The organism is Enterococcus sp. B2E4 (assembly GCF_030499455.1).
Lineage (GTDB): Bacteria > Bacillota > Bacilli > Lactobacillales > Enterococcaceae > Enterococcus_D > Enterococcus_D casseliflavus.
The window spans coordinates 42,910-57,419 of sequence record NZ_JAUKPK010000011.1; the positions used below are offsets into that span (position 1 = coordinate 42,910).

The 14,510-nt window shown below is 43.3% G+C and carries 14 protein-coding genes and 1 riboswitch; of the genes, 13 read left to right on the top strand and 1 reads right to left on the bottom strand.

Annotated elements, in window-relative coordinates:
• Nucleotide 1 precedes the first annotated feature (1 nt).
• The 4 genes from Q1X33_RS08255 to Q1X33_RS08270 all read left to right on the top strand — a co-directional run bounded on the left by Q1X33_RS08255 (nt 2) and on the right by Q1X33_RS08270 (nt 2,995).
• A complete protein-coding gene (locus Q1X33_RS08255; protein ID WP_005229314.1) occupies nt 2-751 on the top strand; it encodes a segregation/condensation protein A in 750 nt (249 codons plus the stop codon).
• Nucleotides 744-1,328, top strand: a complete 585-nt coding sequence (gene scpB, locus Q1X33_RS08260; RefSeq protein ID WP_005229316.1) for an SMC-Scp complex subunit ScpB — start codon at nt 744-746, stop codon at nt 1,326-1,328. Before Q1X33_RS08255 ends, scpB begins: the two co-directional genes overlap by 8 nt.
• A 2-nt stretch (nt 1,329-1,330) precedes the next feature.
• The gene (locus tag Q1X33_RS08265; protein WP_034869281.1) at nt 1,331-2,047 is read left to right on the top strand and encodes a pseudouridine synthase; all 717 of its coding nucleotides are present in this window, start codon (nt 1,331-1,333) and stop codon (nt 2,045-2,047) included.
• A 79-nt stretch (nt 2,048-2,126) separates the two neighbouring features.
• Nucleotides 2,127-2,251, top strand: a riboswitch (FMN riboswitch).
• Nucleotides 2,252-2,401: 150 nt separating this feature from the next.
• Complete coding sequence (locus Q1X33_RS08270; RefSeq protein ID WP_080542676.1) at nt 2,402-2,995, top strand: ECF transporter S component; 594 nt, start codon at nt 2,402-2,404, stop codon at nt 2,993-2,995.
• A 60-nt stretch (nt 2,996-3,055) separates the two neighbouring features.
• On the opposite strand, the gene Q1X33_RS08275 is transcribed toward Q1X33_RS08270, so the two are convergent.
• A complete protein-coding gene (locus Q1X33_RS08275) occupies nt 3,056-3,271 on the bottom strand; it encodes a ferredoxin (protein ID WP_005229322.1) in 216 nt (71 codons plus the stop codon).
• A gap of 26 nt (nt 3,272-3,297) precedes the next feature.
• On the opposite strand from Q1X33_RS08275, the gene Q1X33_RS08280 reads away from it, so the two are divergent.
• From Q1X33_RS08280 to ilvB, 9 genes are all read left to right on the top strand, one after another.
• Nucleotides 3,298-4,293: a helix-turn-helix domain-containing protein gene (locus tag Q1X33_RS08280; protein WP_301969629.1), complete on the top strand. Its 996-nt coding sequence runs from the start codon at nt 3,298-3,300 to the stop codon at nt 4,291-4,293.
• Complete coding sequence (locus tag Q1X33_RS08285) at nt 4,287-5,669, top strand: ATP-dependent DNA helicase RecQ (protein ID WP_005229326.1); 1,383 nt, start codon at nt 4,287-4,289, stop codon at nt 5,667-5,669. Before Q1X33_RS08280 ends, Q1X33_RS08285 begins: the two co-directional genes overlap by 7 nt.
• A 72-nt stretch (nt 5,670-5,741) precedes the next feature.
• On the top strand, nt 5,742-6,359 hold the full coding sequence (locus tag Q1X33_RS08290; protein WP_005229328.1) for a LysM peptidoglycan-binding domain-containing protein: 618 nt from the start codon (nt 5,742-5,744) through the stop codon (nt 6,357-6,359).
• Between the two features lie 105 nt (nt 6,360-6,464).
• Nucleotides 6,465-7,136, top strand: coding sequence for a (d)CMP kinase (gene cmk, locus Q1X33_RS08295; protein ID WP_005229330.1), 672 nt, complete (start codon nt 6,465-6,467; stop codon nt 7,134-7,136).
• Nucleotides 7,137-7,348: 212 nt separating this feature from the next.
• The gene (gene rpsA / locus Q1X33_RS08300; protein ID WP_005229333.1) at nt 7,349-8,563 is read left to right on the top strand and encodes a 30S ribosomal protein S1; all 1,215 of its coding nucleotides are present in this window, start codon (nt 7,349-7,351) and stop codon (nt 8,561-8,563) included.
• Nucleotides 8,564-8,726: 163 nt separating this feature from the next.
• A complete protein-coding gene (gene der, locus Q1X33_RS08305) occupies nt 8,727-10,037 on the top strand; it encodes a ribosome biogenesis GTPase Der (RefSeq protein ID WP_005231911.1) in 1,311 nt (436 codons plus the stop codon).
• Nucleotides 10,038-10,271: 234 nt separating this feature from the next.
• Entirely contained in the window at nt 10,272-10,547 is a 276-nt protein-coding gene (locus Q1X33_RS08310; RefSeq protein WP_003126821.1) for an HU family DNA-binding protein, read from the top strand.
• 567 nt (nt 10,548-11,114) lie between these two features.
• Nucleotides 11,115-12,803, top strand: coding sequence for a dihydroxy-acid dehydratase (gene ilvD / locus Q1X33_RS08315; RefSeq protein ID WP_015510070.1), 1,689 nt, complete (start codon nt 11,115-11,117; stop codon nt 12,801-12,803).
• A 2-nt stretch (nt 12,804-12,805) separates the two neighbouring features.
• Nucleotides 12,806-14,506: a biosynthetic-type acetolactate synthase large subunit gene (gene ilvB, locus Q1X33_RS08320; protein ID WP_118215489.1), complete on the top strand. Its 1,701-nt coding sequence runs from the start codon at nt 12,806-12,808 to the stop codon at nt 14,504-14,506.
• Nucleotides 14,507-14,510: the final 4 nt, after the last annotated feature.

Genomic DNA, 14,510 nt, shown 5'->3' on the forward strand with positions numbered 1-14,510 from the left:
AATGGAAGAAATCAAAATAAAATTAGCTGTCTTTGAAGGACCGTTGGATTTGCTGCTTCATTTGATCAAAAAACTGGAAATCGATGTTTATGACATTCCAGTTGCAACCATCACCGAACAATACATGCAGTATATCCATGCCATGAAAATTTTAGAATTAGAAGTCGCTGGTGAATATTTAGTCATGGCGGCAACTCTGATGGCGATCAAAAGCCAGATGCTGTTACCGAAACAAGAGCTGATTGCTGAAGTGGAAGAGTACGAAGAAGATCCACGGGATATGCTGGTGGCACAGCTGCTAGAATACCGCAAATTTAAGTATGCAGCCGAGCAGCTTTCCGAAAAAGCGGAAGAGCGAAGTTTGTATTATACGAAAGATCCGATGGATGTCGATGAATACAAAGAGGAAGAAGATCAGTTAAGAGCCAATCAATTCAATACGATCGATCTCTTTTTGGCTTTTCAAAAAATGATCGAGAAAAAGAAAAATCGCCAAGTACTAGAAACCAAAATTTCTCCTGATGAAAGCACCATCGATGAAAAGATGGCGGCGATTCAGCTGGAGATGCAACATGTCAGTGCCAAAAAAGGCCGCAGCTTTGATTCGTTTTTTACGACCTACAATAAAACAGAAGTTGTGGTAACTTTTATGGCACTATTAGAATTAATGAAAAAAGGAACGATTCGAGTAGAGCAAACAGACAATTATGCGTCGATTCTGCTCTATCCAACAGGTAAAGAAGATGAGTAAATATAGTGAATTAGAAGCGATCTTATTCGTCGTCGGTGATGAGGGGATCGGACTTGAAGAATTGAGTTACTTAGTCAAAAGCAATACTGCCAGTGTCTATCAGCATTTGCAGGAACTAAATCAGCAATATGAAGAAAATGAACATACTGCGTTGCATATTCTTGAAGTGGGCAATCATTTTATTTTGACCACCAAGAAACAATTTGCCCCTTTATTGAAGAAATATGCTGAATCACCGATGGGCAGCTCGTTGTCGCAGGCCGCTTTAGAAACGTTGTCGATCATTGCTTACAAGCAGCCGATCACTCGGATGGAAGTAGAAGAGATCCGCGGCGTCCAATCTAGCGGATCGGTTCAAAAATTGGTGGCAAAACGACTGATTGAAGAAAAAGGCCGCGTTGACGGACCAGGACGAGCGATCCTATATGGTACGACGGAATACTTTATGGATTATTTTGGCTTAAAAAGTTTGGCTGAATTACCCGATATCCAATCCATGGAAGATGAACTTGAAGAAGATGCACCGTTTGATCTTTTTTACGACCGCTACAAACAAGCAGAAACAGAAGGAGAATGAAGATGGAACGTTTGCAAAAAGTGATTGCCCATGCTGGCATCACCTCAAGAAGAAAAGCTGAAGGATTGATAACCGAAGGCCGAGTGCGTGTCAACGGGCAAGTGATCAAAGAATTAGGGGTCCAAGTTAGCTCAAAAGATGTTGTTGAAGTCGATGGTGTACCAATCGAACAAGAACAACACGTCTATTATCTATTCTACAAACCTCGTGGTGTGATCTCAGCTGTAACGGATGATAAAAAGCGCAAAGTCGTTTTGGATTATTTTGCTGAAGTTCCTGAACGGGTGTATCCCGTCGGGCGCTTGGACTATGATACCTCTGGTTTGTTATTGCTGACAAATGATGGGGAATTGTCACAGACACTGATGCATCCGAAACACGAAGTCGACAAAGTGTACGTTGCCAAAGTCAAAGGGATTGCGGATAAAAAGCAGCTGCTCCCATTGACAAAAGGGATTCGGATCGAAGGTCGTAAGACGGCACCTGCTCGCTTTGAGATCTTGTCGACAGACCAAACAGCGCAATCTAGTATTGTGCAATTGACGATCCACGAAGGACGCAACCATCAAGTCAAAAATATGTTAAAAGCAGTTGGTTTGCCTGTGCAAAAATTAAAACGGGAAAATTATGGTCCGTTAGATTTGAAAGGTCTTCGTCCAGGGGAATACCGAGAGCTGACGAAGAAGGAAGTCAGCCAGCTGAAAAACACTGCAAAATAATTGAAAAGTATCTGAAAACGTAACTATTGTTAATTTTTAGATTTTGTGTATAATAGAACATGTAATAAATAGAATAAAGGTTCGTCTTCAGGGGCAGGGTGCAATTCCCGACCGGTGGTTATAGTCCACGACCTATTTCTTCGGAAATAGCTGAATCGGTGAAATTCCGATACCGACAGTACAGTCTGGATAAAGAAGATAGAGCGTATTTGATTTGCTTATGGCTATTTCGAATACCCTCTTTTTTCCCTGTGGAAAAAAGAGGGTATTTTTTGTCTGGCGCCGACAAGAAAGCCGAGGAAATTTAATAGGTTCGTTTGAAGAGGAATCCTGAACTTAGGAGGATTTATACTGATGAACAACAAAACAAGAAAAATGGTGACGATCGCCATGTGTGCTGCTATGGGAACAATTTTGCAATTTATCGCTTTTCCGATTTTCCCAGCATTCAGCTTTTTAAAGATCGATTTTAGTGATATTCCCGTGATGATCATGATGTTTTTATTTGGTCCTTGGAGCGGGGTATTGACTGCTTTCATTCGTTCGGTGCTGCATTTGTTCTTATCTGGTTTTTCACCTGCTGATATGGTGGGGGATACGGCAAGCTTTTTAGCATCATGTGCCTTTACTTTGCCAATGTACTACTTTTTCCGCAAAGGTATTCACACCAAAAACAAAATGGTTGGTGTCATCAGCGGTATCTTGTCGGTAACGATTTTTATGAGTGTGGCGAACCTATTTGTGATCACACCGCTTTACCTGCGCTTTTTCGGGGTCACAGCCGATCAATTTTTAGGAATGTCTTTGCCGCAATATGTGGCGATCGGGATCTTACCTTTCAATTTGGTCAAAGGCGCAATCGTCAGTGCCGTCTTTTTAGCACTTCACGCCAAACTGCTGCCATGGTTGGCTCGTAAGCAGCCCCATCATTCTGCTGTAGGAAAATAAAAAAATGAGCCGACTTGCTGTTGCAGACGAAAGGTCTGTTAATGGCAAGTCGGCTCATTTTTATTTTTCCATGATAATCGCACGGGTAGGGCATTTGCGATAAGCAGTTTTGACTTTTTCTTGTTGGTCTTCTATGATAAACTGTTGCCGAGCATTCGGTTCTTGGGCAAATAAAACGATCCCGTCTTCATCATAATCGAAGATCTCGGGGGCATAGATCGCACATAGGCCACAAGCAATGCAGCGCTCAGGAATAATTTTACAGCGTTGTGACATTTTTTAGTCCTTTCTGGAGGGGAAATATGGATTCTTTTATTTTAGCGCTGTTTTCTGATACTGACAAGCTGCGCCCATCAACACTTTATCAAATTCTCATTGGTAAGCGTACTAGCTCTGTCTTGAGTTATGCCTTTTTTTATGATCGCTTAGGTCTCTTTCAATCGTTGCCCCAGTTGAATGAGAAAGCGTATCAACAGACGCTCGCTGACTTGATCCGACGAGGGGCTCTAAGTCGAGATTCAGATGGTCTGCTGCTCAAAACGACCGCTATAAACAGCCAGCAGCCAGGAGAACGATTGTTGCGTTATGCGAATTACTTTCGTTATGGGCGAACGACGGAGGAGGCTTGGCGTTTTGTTCGGCTGCTGGTTCAAGCAGCTGCGTATCAAGGGGTGACCAATCAGTATATTCCCGTTGAAAACACGCCATTCTATACAGAACCTGTCCGTCAGCTGATCCGTCACAATCCTGACATCAAAAAGTGCCTGTATCAAGAGCTATCAGCAATTTTTGACCAGCTTCCCGCAGAAATGGCAGATTTTTTAGCGGGCACCTTATCTGGTCCAGATATTCTAGGGCAGGCGTTTTTTCAGCTTTTACCAGAAAATGTTCAAAGTAAGCCTTGGGACACTCTTTATGTAGGAGCTTCGATCCATCAATTTTTAACCTTGATCGAAAAAACGCCCCAGACGATCCTGTTTCGAGGATTGTCGCCTTTTCTAAAGAGAAATTTAAACCAAAGCATGGTGGAAAGCCGAGCATTGTTTTTGCGAGGCGATTCTGTCGAGCAGATTATGGAAAAAAGAAGGATCAAACGAGGAACTGTTAATGATCATTTGATTGAGTGGGCATTGCTTGATCCAACGTTTCCTTTTCAGCGCCTTGATACAGCGTTGCTGAAAAAGCTGCCAGAAGCTTCTTGGAAAAATAGCTATCAAGAATTACAGGCGCTTCTTACGACTGATTTTTTGACGATTCGTTTGTTACAGATTGCTCAGAAGCGGGGGATTCGATGTTAGAAGATGCACTGAATCAGTATTTTGGTTTCAAAACATTCCGCCAAGGACAAAAAGAAGTCATCGAAAGTGTTTTAGCGCAGCAAGATACGTTAGCGATTCTGCCTACTGGGAATGGCAAAAGTCTGTGCTATCAGCTGCCAGGGTACCTAGTAGACGGGATCGTGATCATTATCTCGCCGTTAGTCTCTTTGATGGAAGATCAAGTCTACGGCTTACAAAAGCAAGGGGAAAAACGCGCGATTGCGTTTAATAGTCAATTGGACCTTGCTGATCGCCAGTATGTGATGCAGCATTTGCAGAAGTACAAGTTTTTGTTTTTAAGTCCAGAAATGATCGTACAAGAAGCTGTTTTGCATCAATTGGAACAGGTTAAGATCGCCATGCTCGTGGTGGATGAAGCCCATTGTGTTTCGCAATGGGGCATTGATTTTCGACCAGAGTACTTGCAGCTTGGTGAAGTAAAGAAACGCTTGAAGGCACCCGTCACATTAGCCTTGACGGCTACTGCAACAGCACAAGTGGAAGCAGACATACGGCAAGTATTATTAGCAAAGAACGCCAATGTCTACCGTTATTCGATGAACCGCAGCAATATCGGCTTGTTCGTAGAGCAAACGACAGACAAAGATGCGGCATTAGCAGACTATCTCAGCCGCTTAGGCGGGGCTGGGATCATCTACTGTTCCACAAGAAGCAAAGTCGAAGAAGTCTATAACAAACTGCGTCAGCGCTATTTGGTAGGCTATTATCATGGTGGTCTCGCGAGTGATCAAAGAAAAACGTTGCAGCAGCAGTTTTCTCAGAATAAATTAAAATTACTCGTTGCTACCAATGCCTTTGGGATGGGGATCAATAAGGAAGATATTCGCTTTGTGATTCATTATGATCTACCTGATTCGTTAGAGAATTACAGTCAAGAAATCGGGCGAGCTGGTCGTGATGGCAAACAAAGCAATGCGATTTTGCTTTATCAGGAACATGATGAGCAGATCCATTACTTCTTTCAGCGAGAAAATAAAGAAGAACGCCTTGCTTTAGAACGAATGGTTCAGGAGAAGAGGAAAGAACCCTTGACACCGTTGCAAGAAAAGTGGCAGCAAAAAATGAAAGAGTTGGGAACTTCCTTTTGGCTGGAAACATTAAAACGCAATGAACAGCAAAAACAAGAACAATTACAGAAAATGTTGGCTTATATTCATTTTACAGGTTGTCGCCGACAATTTTTACTGGCGCATTTCGAAGAGGAAGCCCAGGAGGATACTTATTGTTGCGACAATGACGGGATCGAAATAGCGGGTGAAGAACAGCTGCCCGAGAAAAAGGAGGCTCATCATTGGCAGGAACGTTTAATAAAAATTTTTAAAGATATAAATTGAATCGTATTTTGTAGGACAGTTTTTATTTACCTATGGTATAATACATCGGAAGGAAACTAGGAGGGAATACGAGTGAGCAAGAAAGACAATGACTACAATTCAGAAAATCAAGAACCGTGGGAACAACCAATCTATGATACAGAATACGATGATTCTGCATCAAGATCCCAACAAAGAAAACAAAAGCGTGGGAATTCACTCTTTTTGACGATCGTTTTAGTTTTGCTTTTCTTGATCGTGGCAATTCCGGTTGGTGCCGGTATTTGGGTATTGAACCATAACAATGATGCCCCAACCACAGCAAGTTCGAGCAGTGCTGTAGAAAGTACGACAGAGTCTTCAACAACCGAATCATCAACGACGGAATCATCCACTACGGAATCGACAAGTGAAACGAGTTCGTCAACAAGTGAATCAAGTTCTTCTAGCAGTTTTTCTGCGCCAGCTTCATCAACACCTTCAAGCAGTGAGCCGGCACAAGAACAAAACAATGCTGGACAAGATACTACCCAAAATAACCAAGGGCAAGGCGCTGCTGGTACTGAACAGTATACCACTGTGCAAGCAGGTGAAGGTCCTGAACAAGTGGCAGCCCGTACAGGCATCTCAGTTGAAACCCTATATCAATTAAATGGGATTGATCCGAACAACTACATGCTTTACCCTGGCGACACGTTAAGAGTTAAATAAAAAACCGCTTTGGCGGTTTTTTTTCTTGAAAGAGATAAGCCAAGGTGGACGATAAGCAGAAACGATGAAGGAATACACATCGTTGGGAAACGAGGAGTAAGAAAAATGAAAAAAATCAACATCGCTATTGATGGTCCTGCGTCATCTGGGAAAAGCACAGTGGCAAAAATCATCGCGAATGACCTGGGATTTATTTATACGGATACTGGTGCCATGTATCGAAGCATCACGTATTTAGCTTTAAAAACGGGCTGTTCACTTGAAGATGAAGCGGCGATCGCTGCTTTGATCGATCAATACCCCATCACTTTTGAACCGACTGAACACGGTCAAGAGGTCTTTGTAGGAGGAGAGCAAGTCACCGAAGCGATCCGTCAGCCAGAAGTAACCAACGCAGTTTCGAAGGTGTCGGCATACCCTGCGATTCGTGAAAAACTCGTCCAACAACAGCAGTTGATCGCTAAAGATGGCGGTGTCGTGATGGATGGCCGCGATATTGGCACGGCGGTTTTACCACAAGCAGAAGTTAAGATTTTTCTGGTAGCAAGTGTGGAAGAACGCGCACAGCGCCGTTTTAAAGAAAATCAGCAAAAAGGGATCAAAACCGATTATGAGACGTTGAAAGAAGAGATCCAGCAAAGAGATTATCTGGATTCTCACAGAGAAGTCTCCCCTTTGAAACAAGCGGAGGATGCGGTTCGAATCGATACGTCTGGTTTAACGATCGAGCAAGTCGTCGAAGCAATCAAAAAAACCATCAAAGAAAAAATTGATTAACAAAAACAATGGGTGTTCCCCATTGTTTTTTTATTTTTCGAAACCAAAAGATGAAAGTGAGTAAGAAAACAGAGGTGAAAAGACTTTTTTAACGAAAAAACCGTAGTTTTTTAGGAAAATAAGAGAAATCGCTTTATTTTTTTTTCATTCTATTTTAAACTAAAAGATGTAGTGCAATTATTGCAGAATTGTTGGTTAGGAGGACATGAGAGATGACAGAATTTGAAAATAATCAGGTTGAGAGTGGAAATGAATCAATGGAAGCCGCTTTAGACAATTTCCAAGAAGTAAAAGTTGGAGATATCGTTAAAGGTGAGGTATTGGCCATTGAGGATAAACAAGCGATCGTAGGGATCGAAGGCGCCGGCGTTGAAGGCGTTGTTCCTGCAAAAGAATTATCAACTTTACCTGTTGAAGACATCAACGAAGCAGTCAAAGTTGGGGATGTCTTAGAATTGGTTGTGATTTCAGCAATTGGTAAAGACAAAGAAAACGGCAGCTATCTCCTTTCTAAACGTCGCTTAGACGCGAAAAAAGTTTGGGAAGATATCGAAAAAGATTTCCAAGAAGGAAAAATCATTGAAGCACCAGTCACCAACGTCGTTAAGGGCGGGTTAGTGGTTGATGTAGGTGTTCGTGGATTTGTCCCAGCATCAATGGTCGAAGACCATTTTGTTGCGGATTTCGAAGATTACAAAGGGAAAACATTGACCTTCAAAATCGTTGAGATCGAGCCTTCAGAAAACCGTTTGATCCTTTCTCATAAAGCAGTTGTCGAAGCAGAAAAAGCAAAACAAAAAGAAGCTTTATTAGCTGATTTATATGAAGGACAAGAAGTAGAAGGAAAAGTAGCTCGTTTGACCGATTTTGGTGCCTTCGTAGACCTAGGCGGCATCGATGGACTTGTCCATGTCTCTGAAATTTCACATGGGCATGTTGGCAAACCGAGTGACGTTTTATCTGTTGGCGATACCGTCAATGTCCGGATCTTATCTGTTGATGCAGACAAAGAACGTGTGTCACTTTCAATCAAAGACACATTGCCTGGACCTTGGACCAATATTGAAGAGCAAGCGGCTGTTGGCAGTGTCTTGACAGGGACTGTTAAACGCTTGACAAGCTTCGGTGCGTTTGTGGAAGTCTTCCCAGGTGTTGAAGGGCTGATCCATATTTCACAAATCTCCCATAAACACATTGCGACACCACATGAAGTCTTACAAGAAGGCGATGAAGTGCAAGTGAAAGTGCTTGAAGTGAACCCTTCAGAACACCGAATTGCATTAAGTATCAAAGCATTAGAAAAAGCCGAAAACACCAATGAAACACAAGAGGTTTCAGAGGACGACTATCAATTGCCAGAAGAATCAACTGGTTTTACTATGGGTGATATCTTAGGTGATGCCTTAAAAGACAGCGACGAAGAGTAATTGTATGCCATCAGCTTATAACGATTCGATGTTTGAATTTGTTATAAGCTGGTTTTTTGTTTGCCAGGAAAGCTTGCAACTTTCCATGGCTTTAGGTAAACTAAGTAAGATTGAATACAAGAAGCAGCGTACAAGGACTGCTTTTTTAAATGGAGGGTAAAAAATGTCAAATCCAACAATAGCGATCGTTGGACGTCCGAATGTGGGGAAATCGACCATTTTCAACCGGATAGCTGGAGAACGAATTTCGATCGTTGAGGATACTCCAGGAGTGACCAGAGATCGTATTTATGCCACTGGTGAATGGCTAGGCCGTGAGTTTAGCGTAATCGATACAGGTGGGATCGATTTAAGTGATGAGCCGTTTATGGATCAAATCAAGCATCAAGCAGAAATCGCCATCGATGAAGCAGATGTCATTGTTTTTATTACGAGTGCTCGTGAAGGAGTAACAGATGCTGATGAGCTTGTGGCTCGTTTGCTGTACAAAAGCAACAAACCCGTGATTTTAGCCGTCAACAAAGTTGATAATCCCGAGATGCGTACCGACATCTATGAATTTTATGGTTTGGGTCTAGGCGATCCATACCCAATCTCAGGAAGTCATGGATTAGGGATCGGGGATGTTCTTGATGAAGCTGTCAAACACTTCACCAATGAAGCAGAAGAAGAAGATGATTCCATCATCAAGTTTAGTTTGATTGGTCGACCAAATGTCGGTAAATCCTCTTTGATCAATGCAATTCTAGGGGAAGAGCGAGTGATCGTTTCTGATATCGAAGGAACGACTCGTGATGCGATCGATACCCATTTTACCAGCGAAAGCGGTCAAGAATTTACCATGATTGATACGGCAGGGATGCGTAAAAAAGGGAAGGTCTACGAGTCTACTGAAAAATACAGTGTGATGCGGGCGATGCGGGCCATTGAACGCTCAGACGTCGTCTTGATGGTCTTGAACGCCGAAGAAGGGATTCGCGAGCAAGACAAACGGATCGCTGGCTATGCCCATGAAGCAGGCCGTGGAATCATTATTGTTGTCAATAAATGGGATACATTGAAAAAAGAAACGAATACGATGCGTGATTTTGAAGAAGAAATCAGAGATGAATTCCAATATTTGGATTACGCGCCAATCATTTTTGTTTCCGCAGTGACGAAACAGCGCTTGAATAAGCTGCCGCAATTGATTGAAGAAGTCAGCATGAATCAAAACATGCGTATTCCATCTGCGTTGTTGAATGACGTCATTATGGACGCTGTGGCGATCAACCCAACCCCAACAGACAAAGGCAAACGTTTGAAGATTTTTTATGCGACGCAAGTAGCTGTCAAACCGCCAACTTTTGTTATTTTTGTCAACGAAGAAGAACTGATGCATTTCTCTTATGCACGTTTCTTAGAAAATCAAATCCGCAAGGCATTCACTTTTGAAGGAACGCCGATTCGGATCATTCCTCGCAGAAGAAAATAGAGATTTTATCATACTTTGTTTCTTTTTACAAAGAAATCTGTCCTTTTCTAGAAAAATGGGAAAAAACCAAAAAAAAACCCCCTAAAAACGTTAAAATCCTTGATATTACAAGGTTCTTATGATAACGTTATATCAGAATATTGATGGTAATCAATATTTGACAAAAACCTTGGACCACTCAAGATTTTTGTTGATGCATGACATCAAAAAAAATATCAGGAGGTGAAACCATCCATGGCAAATAAAGCAGAATTAATCGAAAAAGTTGCAGCAGCTACTGACTTAACTAAGAAAGACGCAACTGCAGCAGTAGACGCTGTATTCTCAACAATTCAAGACGCTTTAGCTAACGGTGAAAAAGTTCAATTGATCGGCTTTGGTAACTTTGAAGTTCGTTCTCGTGCAGAACGCAAAGGACGCAACCCACAAACTGGTGAAGAAATCAAGATCCCTGCTAGCAAAGTACCTGCATTCAAACCAGGTAAAGCTCTTAAAGACGCAGTGAAATAATTGAGTCTTGTAGAAACCCTTGAGTAATCAAGGGTTTTTTCTTTTGTCTAACTAGGGACTGCCACCATGCAGGCGGATCGAATGGGAAAAGAAACGGTTATTATTGTCAGAAAATTCAAAAATATTTTTTGTTTTTCTTTTGGTCTAAAAAAAACAAGGGTTGCGGGCACACTTTAATTCTCAAGCAAGAATAAAGGTGATTTAAAAGTCATTTTTATCAAAAGAAGCAAGCGATTAAATGACATCTAATGTGAGGAAGGGTTCCTTGGAATTGTCATTATTGAAAAAAAATTCAGAAAATTCGTTGACAAGTGTTTTTGCAAAGGGTATATTGGTAAACAATTACAAGAACGTTACTATTTCTAATGAAGGAGCCATTTTCTATGCGCAATTTTAATCAATATTTATTAGTCATTATTATTGATACCAGGACTTAGAACACGGAAGCAAAAATTATCCGTTTGTTTGAGTCCTATTTGCGTAAGTAAAATGGGATTCTGGCAAAGCATCCCAGTTTTTTATAACCGGGATGCTTTTTTTTATTCCAAAATGCAGGAGATGATGAGTGTGAGAAGTGATCAGATTAAAAAAGGGATCGATGCGGCGCCAGCTAGGAGTCTGCTCTATGCCACAGGACAAGTAAAAAATATCCATGACATGAACAAGCCATTTATTGCGATATGTAATTCCTATATCGATATTGTGCCTGGACATGTGCATTTACGGGAGTTAGCAGATATCGCTAAGGAAGCGATTCGTGAAGCTGGCGGCATCCCTTTTGAGTTCAATACGATCGGTGTGGATGATGGCATTGCGATGGGCCATATTGGCATGCGTTATTCGCTACCCAGCCGAGAATTGATCGCTGATTCCGCAGAAACCGTGATCAATGCTCACTGGTTTGACGGCGTATTTTATATCCCGAATTGCGACAAGATCACTCCTGGCATGATTTTAGCAGCGATGCGGACGAACGTACCGGGGATCTTTTGTTCTGGCGGTCCGATGAAAGCCGGTATTGATCCACGGGGCCACCAGATAACCTTGTCTTCCATGTTTGAAGCCGTGGGGACTTACAAGACTGGCAACATGACGAAAGAAGACTTTGAATTTATGGAGCAAAATGCCTGTCCGACTTGCGGTTCCTGTGCAGGGATGTTTACTGCCAATTCAATGAACTGTCTCTTAGAGATCTTAGGATTGGCAATGCCAGGCAATGGTACGATTCTTGCCGTGTCTGAAGAACGACGAGAACTAGTTAGACAAGCCGCCTTTAAGTTGATGGATCTTGTTGAAAAACAAGTGAAACCTCGAGACATCGTGACCAAAGAAGCTATTGATGATGCCTTCGCTTTAGACATGGCGATGGGGGGGTCCACCAACACAGTGCTGCATACCTTAGCGATCGCCAATGAAGCTGAGATCGATTATGACTTAAGACGGGTCAATGAAATCGCTAAAAGAGTGCCTTATCTCTCAAAAATCGCGCCATCATCAGCCTATTCGATGCACGATGTTCATGAAGCTGGCGGCGTTTCCGCAATCATAAGGGAGCTTTGTGATATCGAGGGAGCGATTCATCCTGATCGACCGACTGTCACAGGCAAGACGTTACGAGAAAATGTCGCTGAAGCGAAGATCCACAACGAAGAAGTTATTCATCCCAAAGAAAACCCGTATAGTCCTGTGGGTGGTCTATCGATCTTGTACGGTAATATCGCCCCAGAAGGCAGTGTCATCAAGGTCGGTGGGGTCGATCCAAGTGTCCAAGTGTTCAAAGGCAAAGCGATCTGTTTTGATTCACATGATGAAGCAGTTGCTGCCATCGACAATCATACCGTACAAAAAGGACATGTTGTAGTGATCCGCTATGAGGGACCAAAAGGAGGACCAGGTATGCCAGAAATGTTGGCGCCTACCTCAAGCATCGTTGGACGTGGGTTAGGCAAAGATGTCGCCTTGATCACCGATGGTCGCTTTTCAGGAGCGACCCGAGGAATCGCCGTTGGCCATATTTCGCCAGAAGCCGCTGCAGGCGGTCCATTAGGCCTTGTCAACGATGGCGATGAAATCATTATCGATTTACCAAATCGAACGCTGAATCTGCAAGTATCTGATGAAGAGCTTGCCCAGCGTGCGCAAGAACGACCGAAGTTTCGTTCAAAAGTGAAAAAAGGATGGCTTGCACGTTATACCGCTTTAGTGACTTCTGCCAATACGGGCGGGATTATGCGAGTACCTGATGAGGAGGAGTAGCAATGGAAAATATCGAGTATCAAGCATCGCATCTAAGGACTGGCGCACAAGTATTAGTGGACAGCTTACAAGAGCAAGGCGTCGAAATGATCTTTGGCTATCCCGGCGGCGCCGTCCTGCCGTTATATGATCAATTATATGATGCAGCGATTCCGAATATTTTGACGCGTCACGAGCAAGGCGCGATCCACGCCGCTGAAGGCTATGCCAAAGCTACTGGCCATGTTGGGGTCGTTTTAGTGACTAGCGGACCAGGTGCTACAAATGTCGTCACGGGCATTGCCGATGCTATGAGCGATTCCGTACCGTTGGTGGTTATCACGGGGCAAGTGGCCGTACCAGGAATTGGCAAAGACGCTTTTCAAGAAGCGGATATTCTAGGTATCACGTTGCCGATCACGAAACACAATTACCAAGTCCGTTGTGTGGATGACTTACCGAAAGTGATCGCTGAAGCCTTTCACATCGCTTCAACTGGGCGTAAGGGACCTGTTGTGATCGACCTTCCGAAAGATATTACATTGCAAGAAACCGCTGAAACCTGCTCATTGCCGATCACAAGGAAAAGTTATCAGCCGACGGCAGAGCCATCCCGTCTGCAAATCGAAAAACTGATGCAAGTCTTGGAAAAAGCTCAGCGACCAGTGGTACTGGCGGGTGCAGGCGTGATCGCTGCTGAAGCTGCAACTGAACTAAATGCATTTATTGCCAAGTACAAGTTGCCGACAGTGACAACGTTGCTTGGCTTAGGCTTACTGCCAAGTGATCATCAATTTTTCTTAGGCATGGGCGGTATGCATGGCACCTATGCGGCGAACATGGCTTTATCAGAAGCCGATTTGATTATCAATATCGGCTCTCGCTTCGATGATCGCCTAGCAACGGCCGGCAGTCAGTTCGGCAAGCAGGCGATCGTTGCTCATATCGATATTGACCCAGTGGAGATCGGCAAGATCGTAACGACAAAGATCCCAATCGTCGGCGATGCCAAGGCTGCTTTGCAGCAAATGCTGCGGTACCCACCAACAAGAGGAACCTGGACGACTTGGTTGGATCTATGCCAAAAACGGAAAAAGGAAAAACCTTATCGCTATGATCGCACTCAGACACAAGAGATCAAACCTCAAAAAGTCATCGAAGAAGTAGGGCGTTTGACCAAAGGAGAGGCTTACGTCATCACCGATGTTGGTCAGCATCAAATGTGGGTCGCGCAGTATTATCCTTTTCACTTTCCCAAACAATTGATCACCAGTGGCGGACTAGGGACGATGGGCTATGGCATCCCTGCAGGAATCGGCGTTCAATTTGCTCATCCAGAAAAAATGGTCGTGGTGTTCGTTGGCGATGGTGGATTTCAAATGACGAACCAAGAATTTGCGATTTTGAATGAGTATGGCTTGAATGTCAAATTTGTGTTATTGAACAACTGCTCTTTAGGAATGGTTCGCCAATGGCAAGAAACATTCCATGGCAAGCGGCGCTCTGCCTCCGTTTTTGCGCAGCAGCCTGATTTTGTCAAACTGGCACAGGCTTATGGCATTGAAGGCTGTCGGATCGATGCCCCAGAGCAACTGGTTGATCAATTGGCAGCAGCTTTTTCTCAAGCAGGGCCGCAGCTGATCGAAGTAATGGTCTCGCCATCTGAGCATGTGCTGCCGATGATCCCACCGGGGAAAGCCAATCATGAAATGATGGGGGTCTAAGAGG

What these genes read in the sequence shown, in the direction of transcription:
- Q1X33_RS08255 (WP_005229314.1), top strand. Translation starts at nt 2, where the DNA reads ATGGAAGAAATCAAAATAAAATTAGCTGTCTTTGAAGGACCGTTGGAT.
- scpB (WP_005229316.1), top strand. Translation starts at nt 744, where the DNA reads ATGAGTAAATATAGTGAATTAGAAGCGATCTTATTCGTCGTCGGTGAT.
- Q1X33_RS08265 (WP_034869281.1), top strand. Translation starts at nt 1,331, where the DNA reads ATGGAACGTTTGCAAAAAGTGATTGCCCATGCTGGCATCACCTCAAGA.
- Q1X33_RS08270 (WP_080542676.1), top strand. Translation starts at nt 2,402, where the DNA reads ATGAACAACAAAACAAGAAAAATGGTGACGATCGCCATGTGTGCTGCT.
- Q1X33_RS08275 (WP_005229322.1), bottom strand. Translation starts at nt 3,271, where the DNA reads ATGTCACAACGCTGTAAAATTATTCCTGAGCGCTGCATTGCTTGTGGC.
- Q1X33_RS08280 (WP_301969629.1), top strand. Translation starts at nt 3,298, where the DNA reads ATGGATTCTTTTATTTTAGCGCTGTTTTCTGATACTGACAAGCTGCGC.
- Q1X33_RS08285 (WP_005229326.1), top strand. Translation starts at nt 4,287, where the DNA reads ATGTTAGAAGATGCACTGAATCAGTATTTTGGTTTCAAAACATTCCGC.
- cmk (WP_005229330.1), top strand. Translation starts at nt 6,465, where the DNA reads ATGAAAAAAATCAACATCGCTATTGATGGTCCTGCGTCATCTGGGAAA.
- rpsA (WP_005229333.1), top strand. Translation starts at nt 7,349, where the DNA reads ATGACAGAATTTGAAAATAATCAGGTTGAGAGTGGAAATGAATCAATG.
- der (WP_005231911.1), top strand. Translation starts at nt 8,727, where the DNA reads ATGTCAAATCCAACAATAGCGATCGTTGGACGTCCGAATGTGGGGAAA.
- Q1X33_RS08310 (WP_003126821.1), top strand. Translation starts at nt 10,272, where the DNA reads ATGGCAAATAAAGCAGAATTAATCGAAAAAGTTGCAGCAGCTACTGAC.
- ilvB (WP_118215489.1), top strand. Translation starts at nt 12,806, where the DNA reads ATGGAAAATATCGAGTATCAAGCATCGCATCTAAGGACTGGCGCACAA.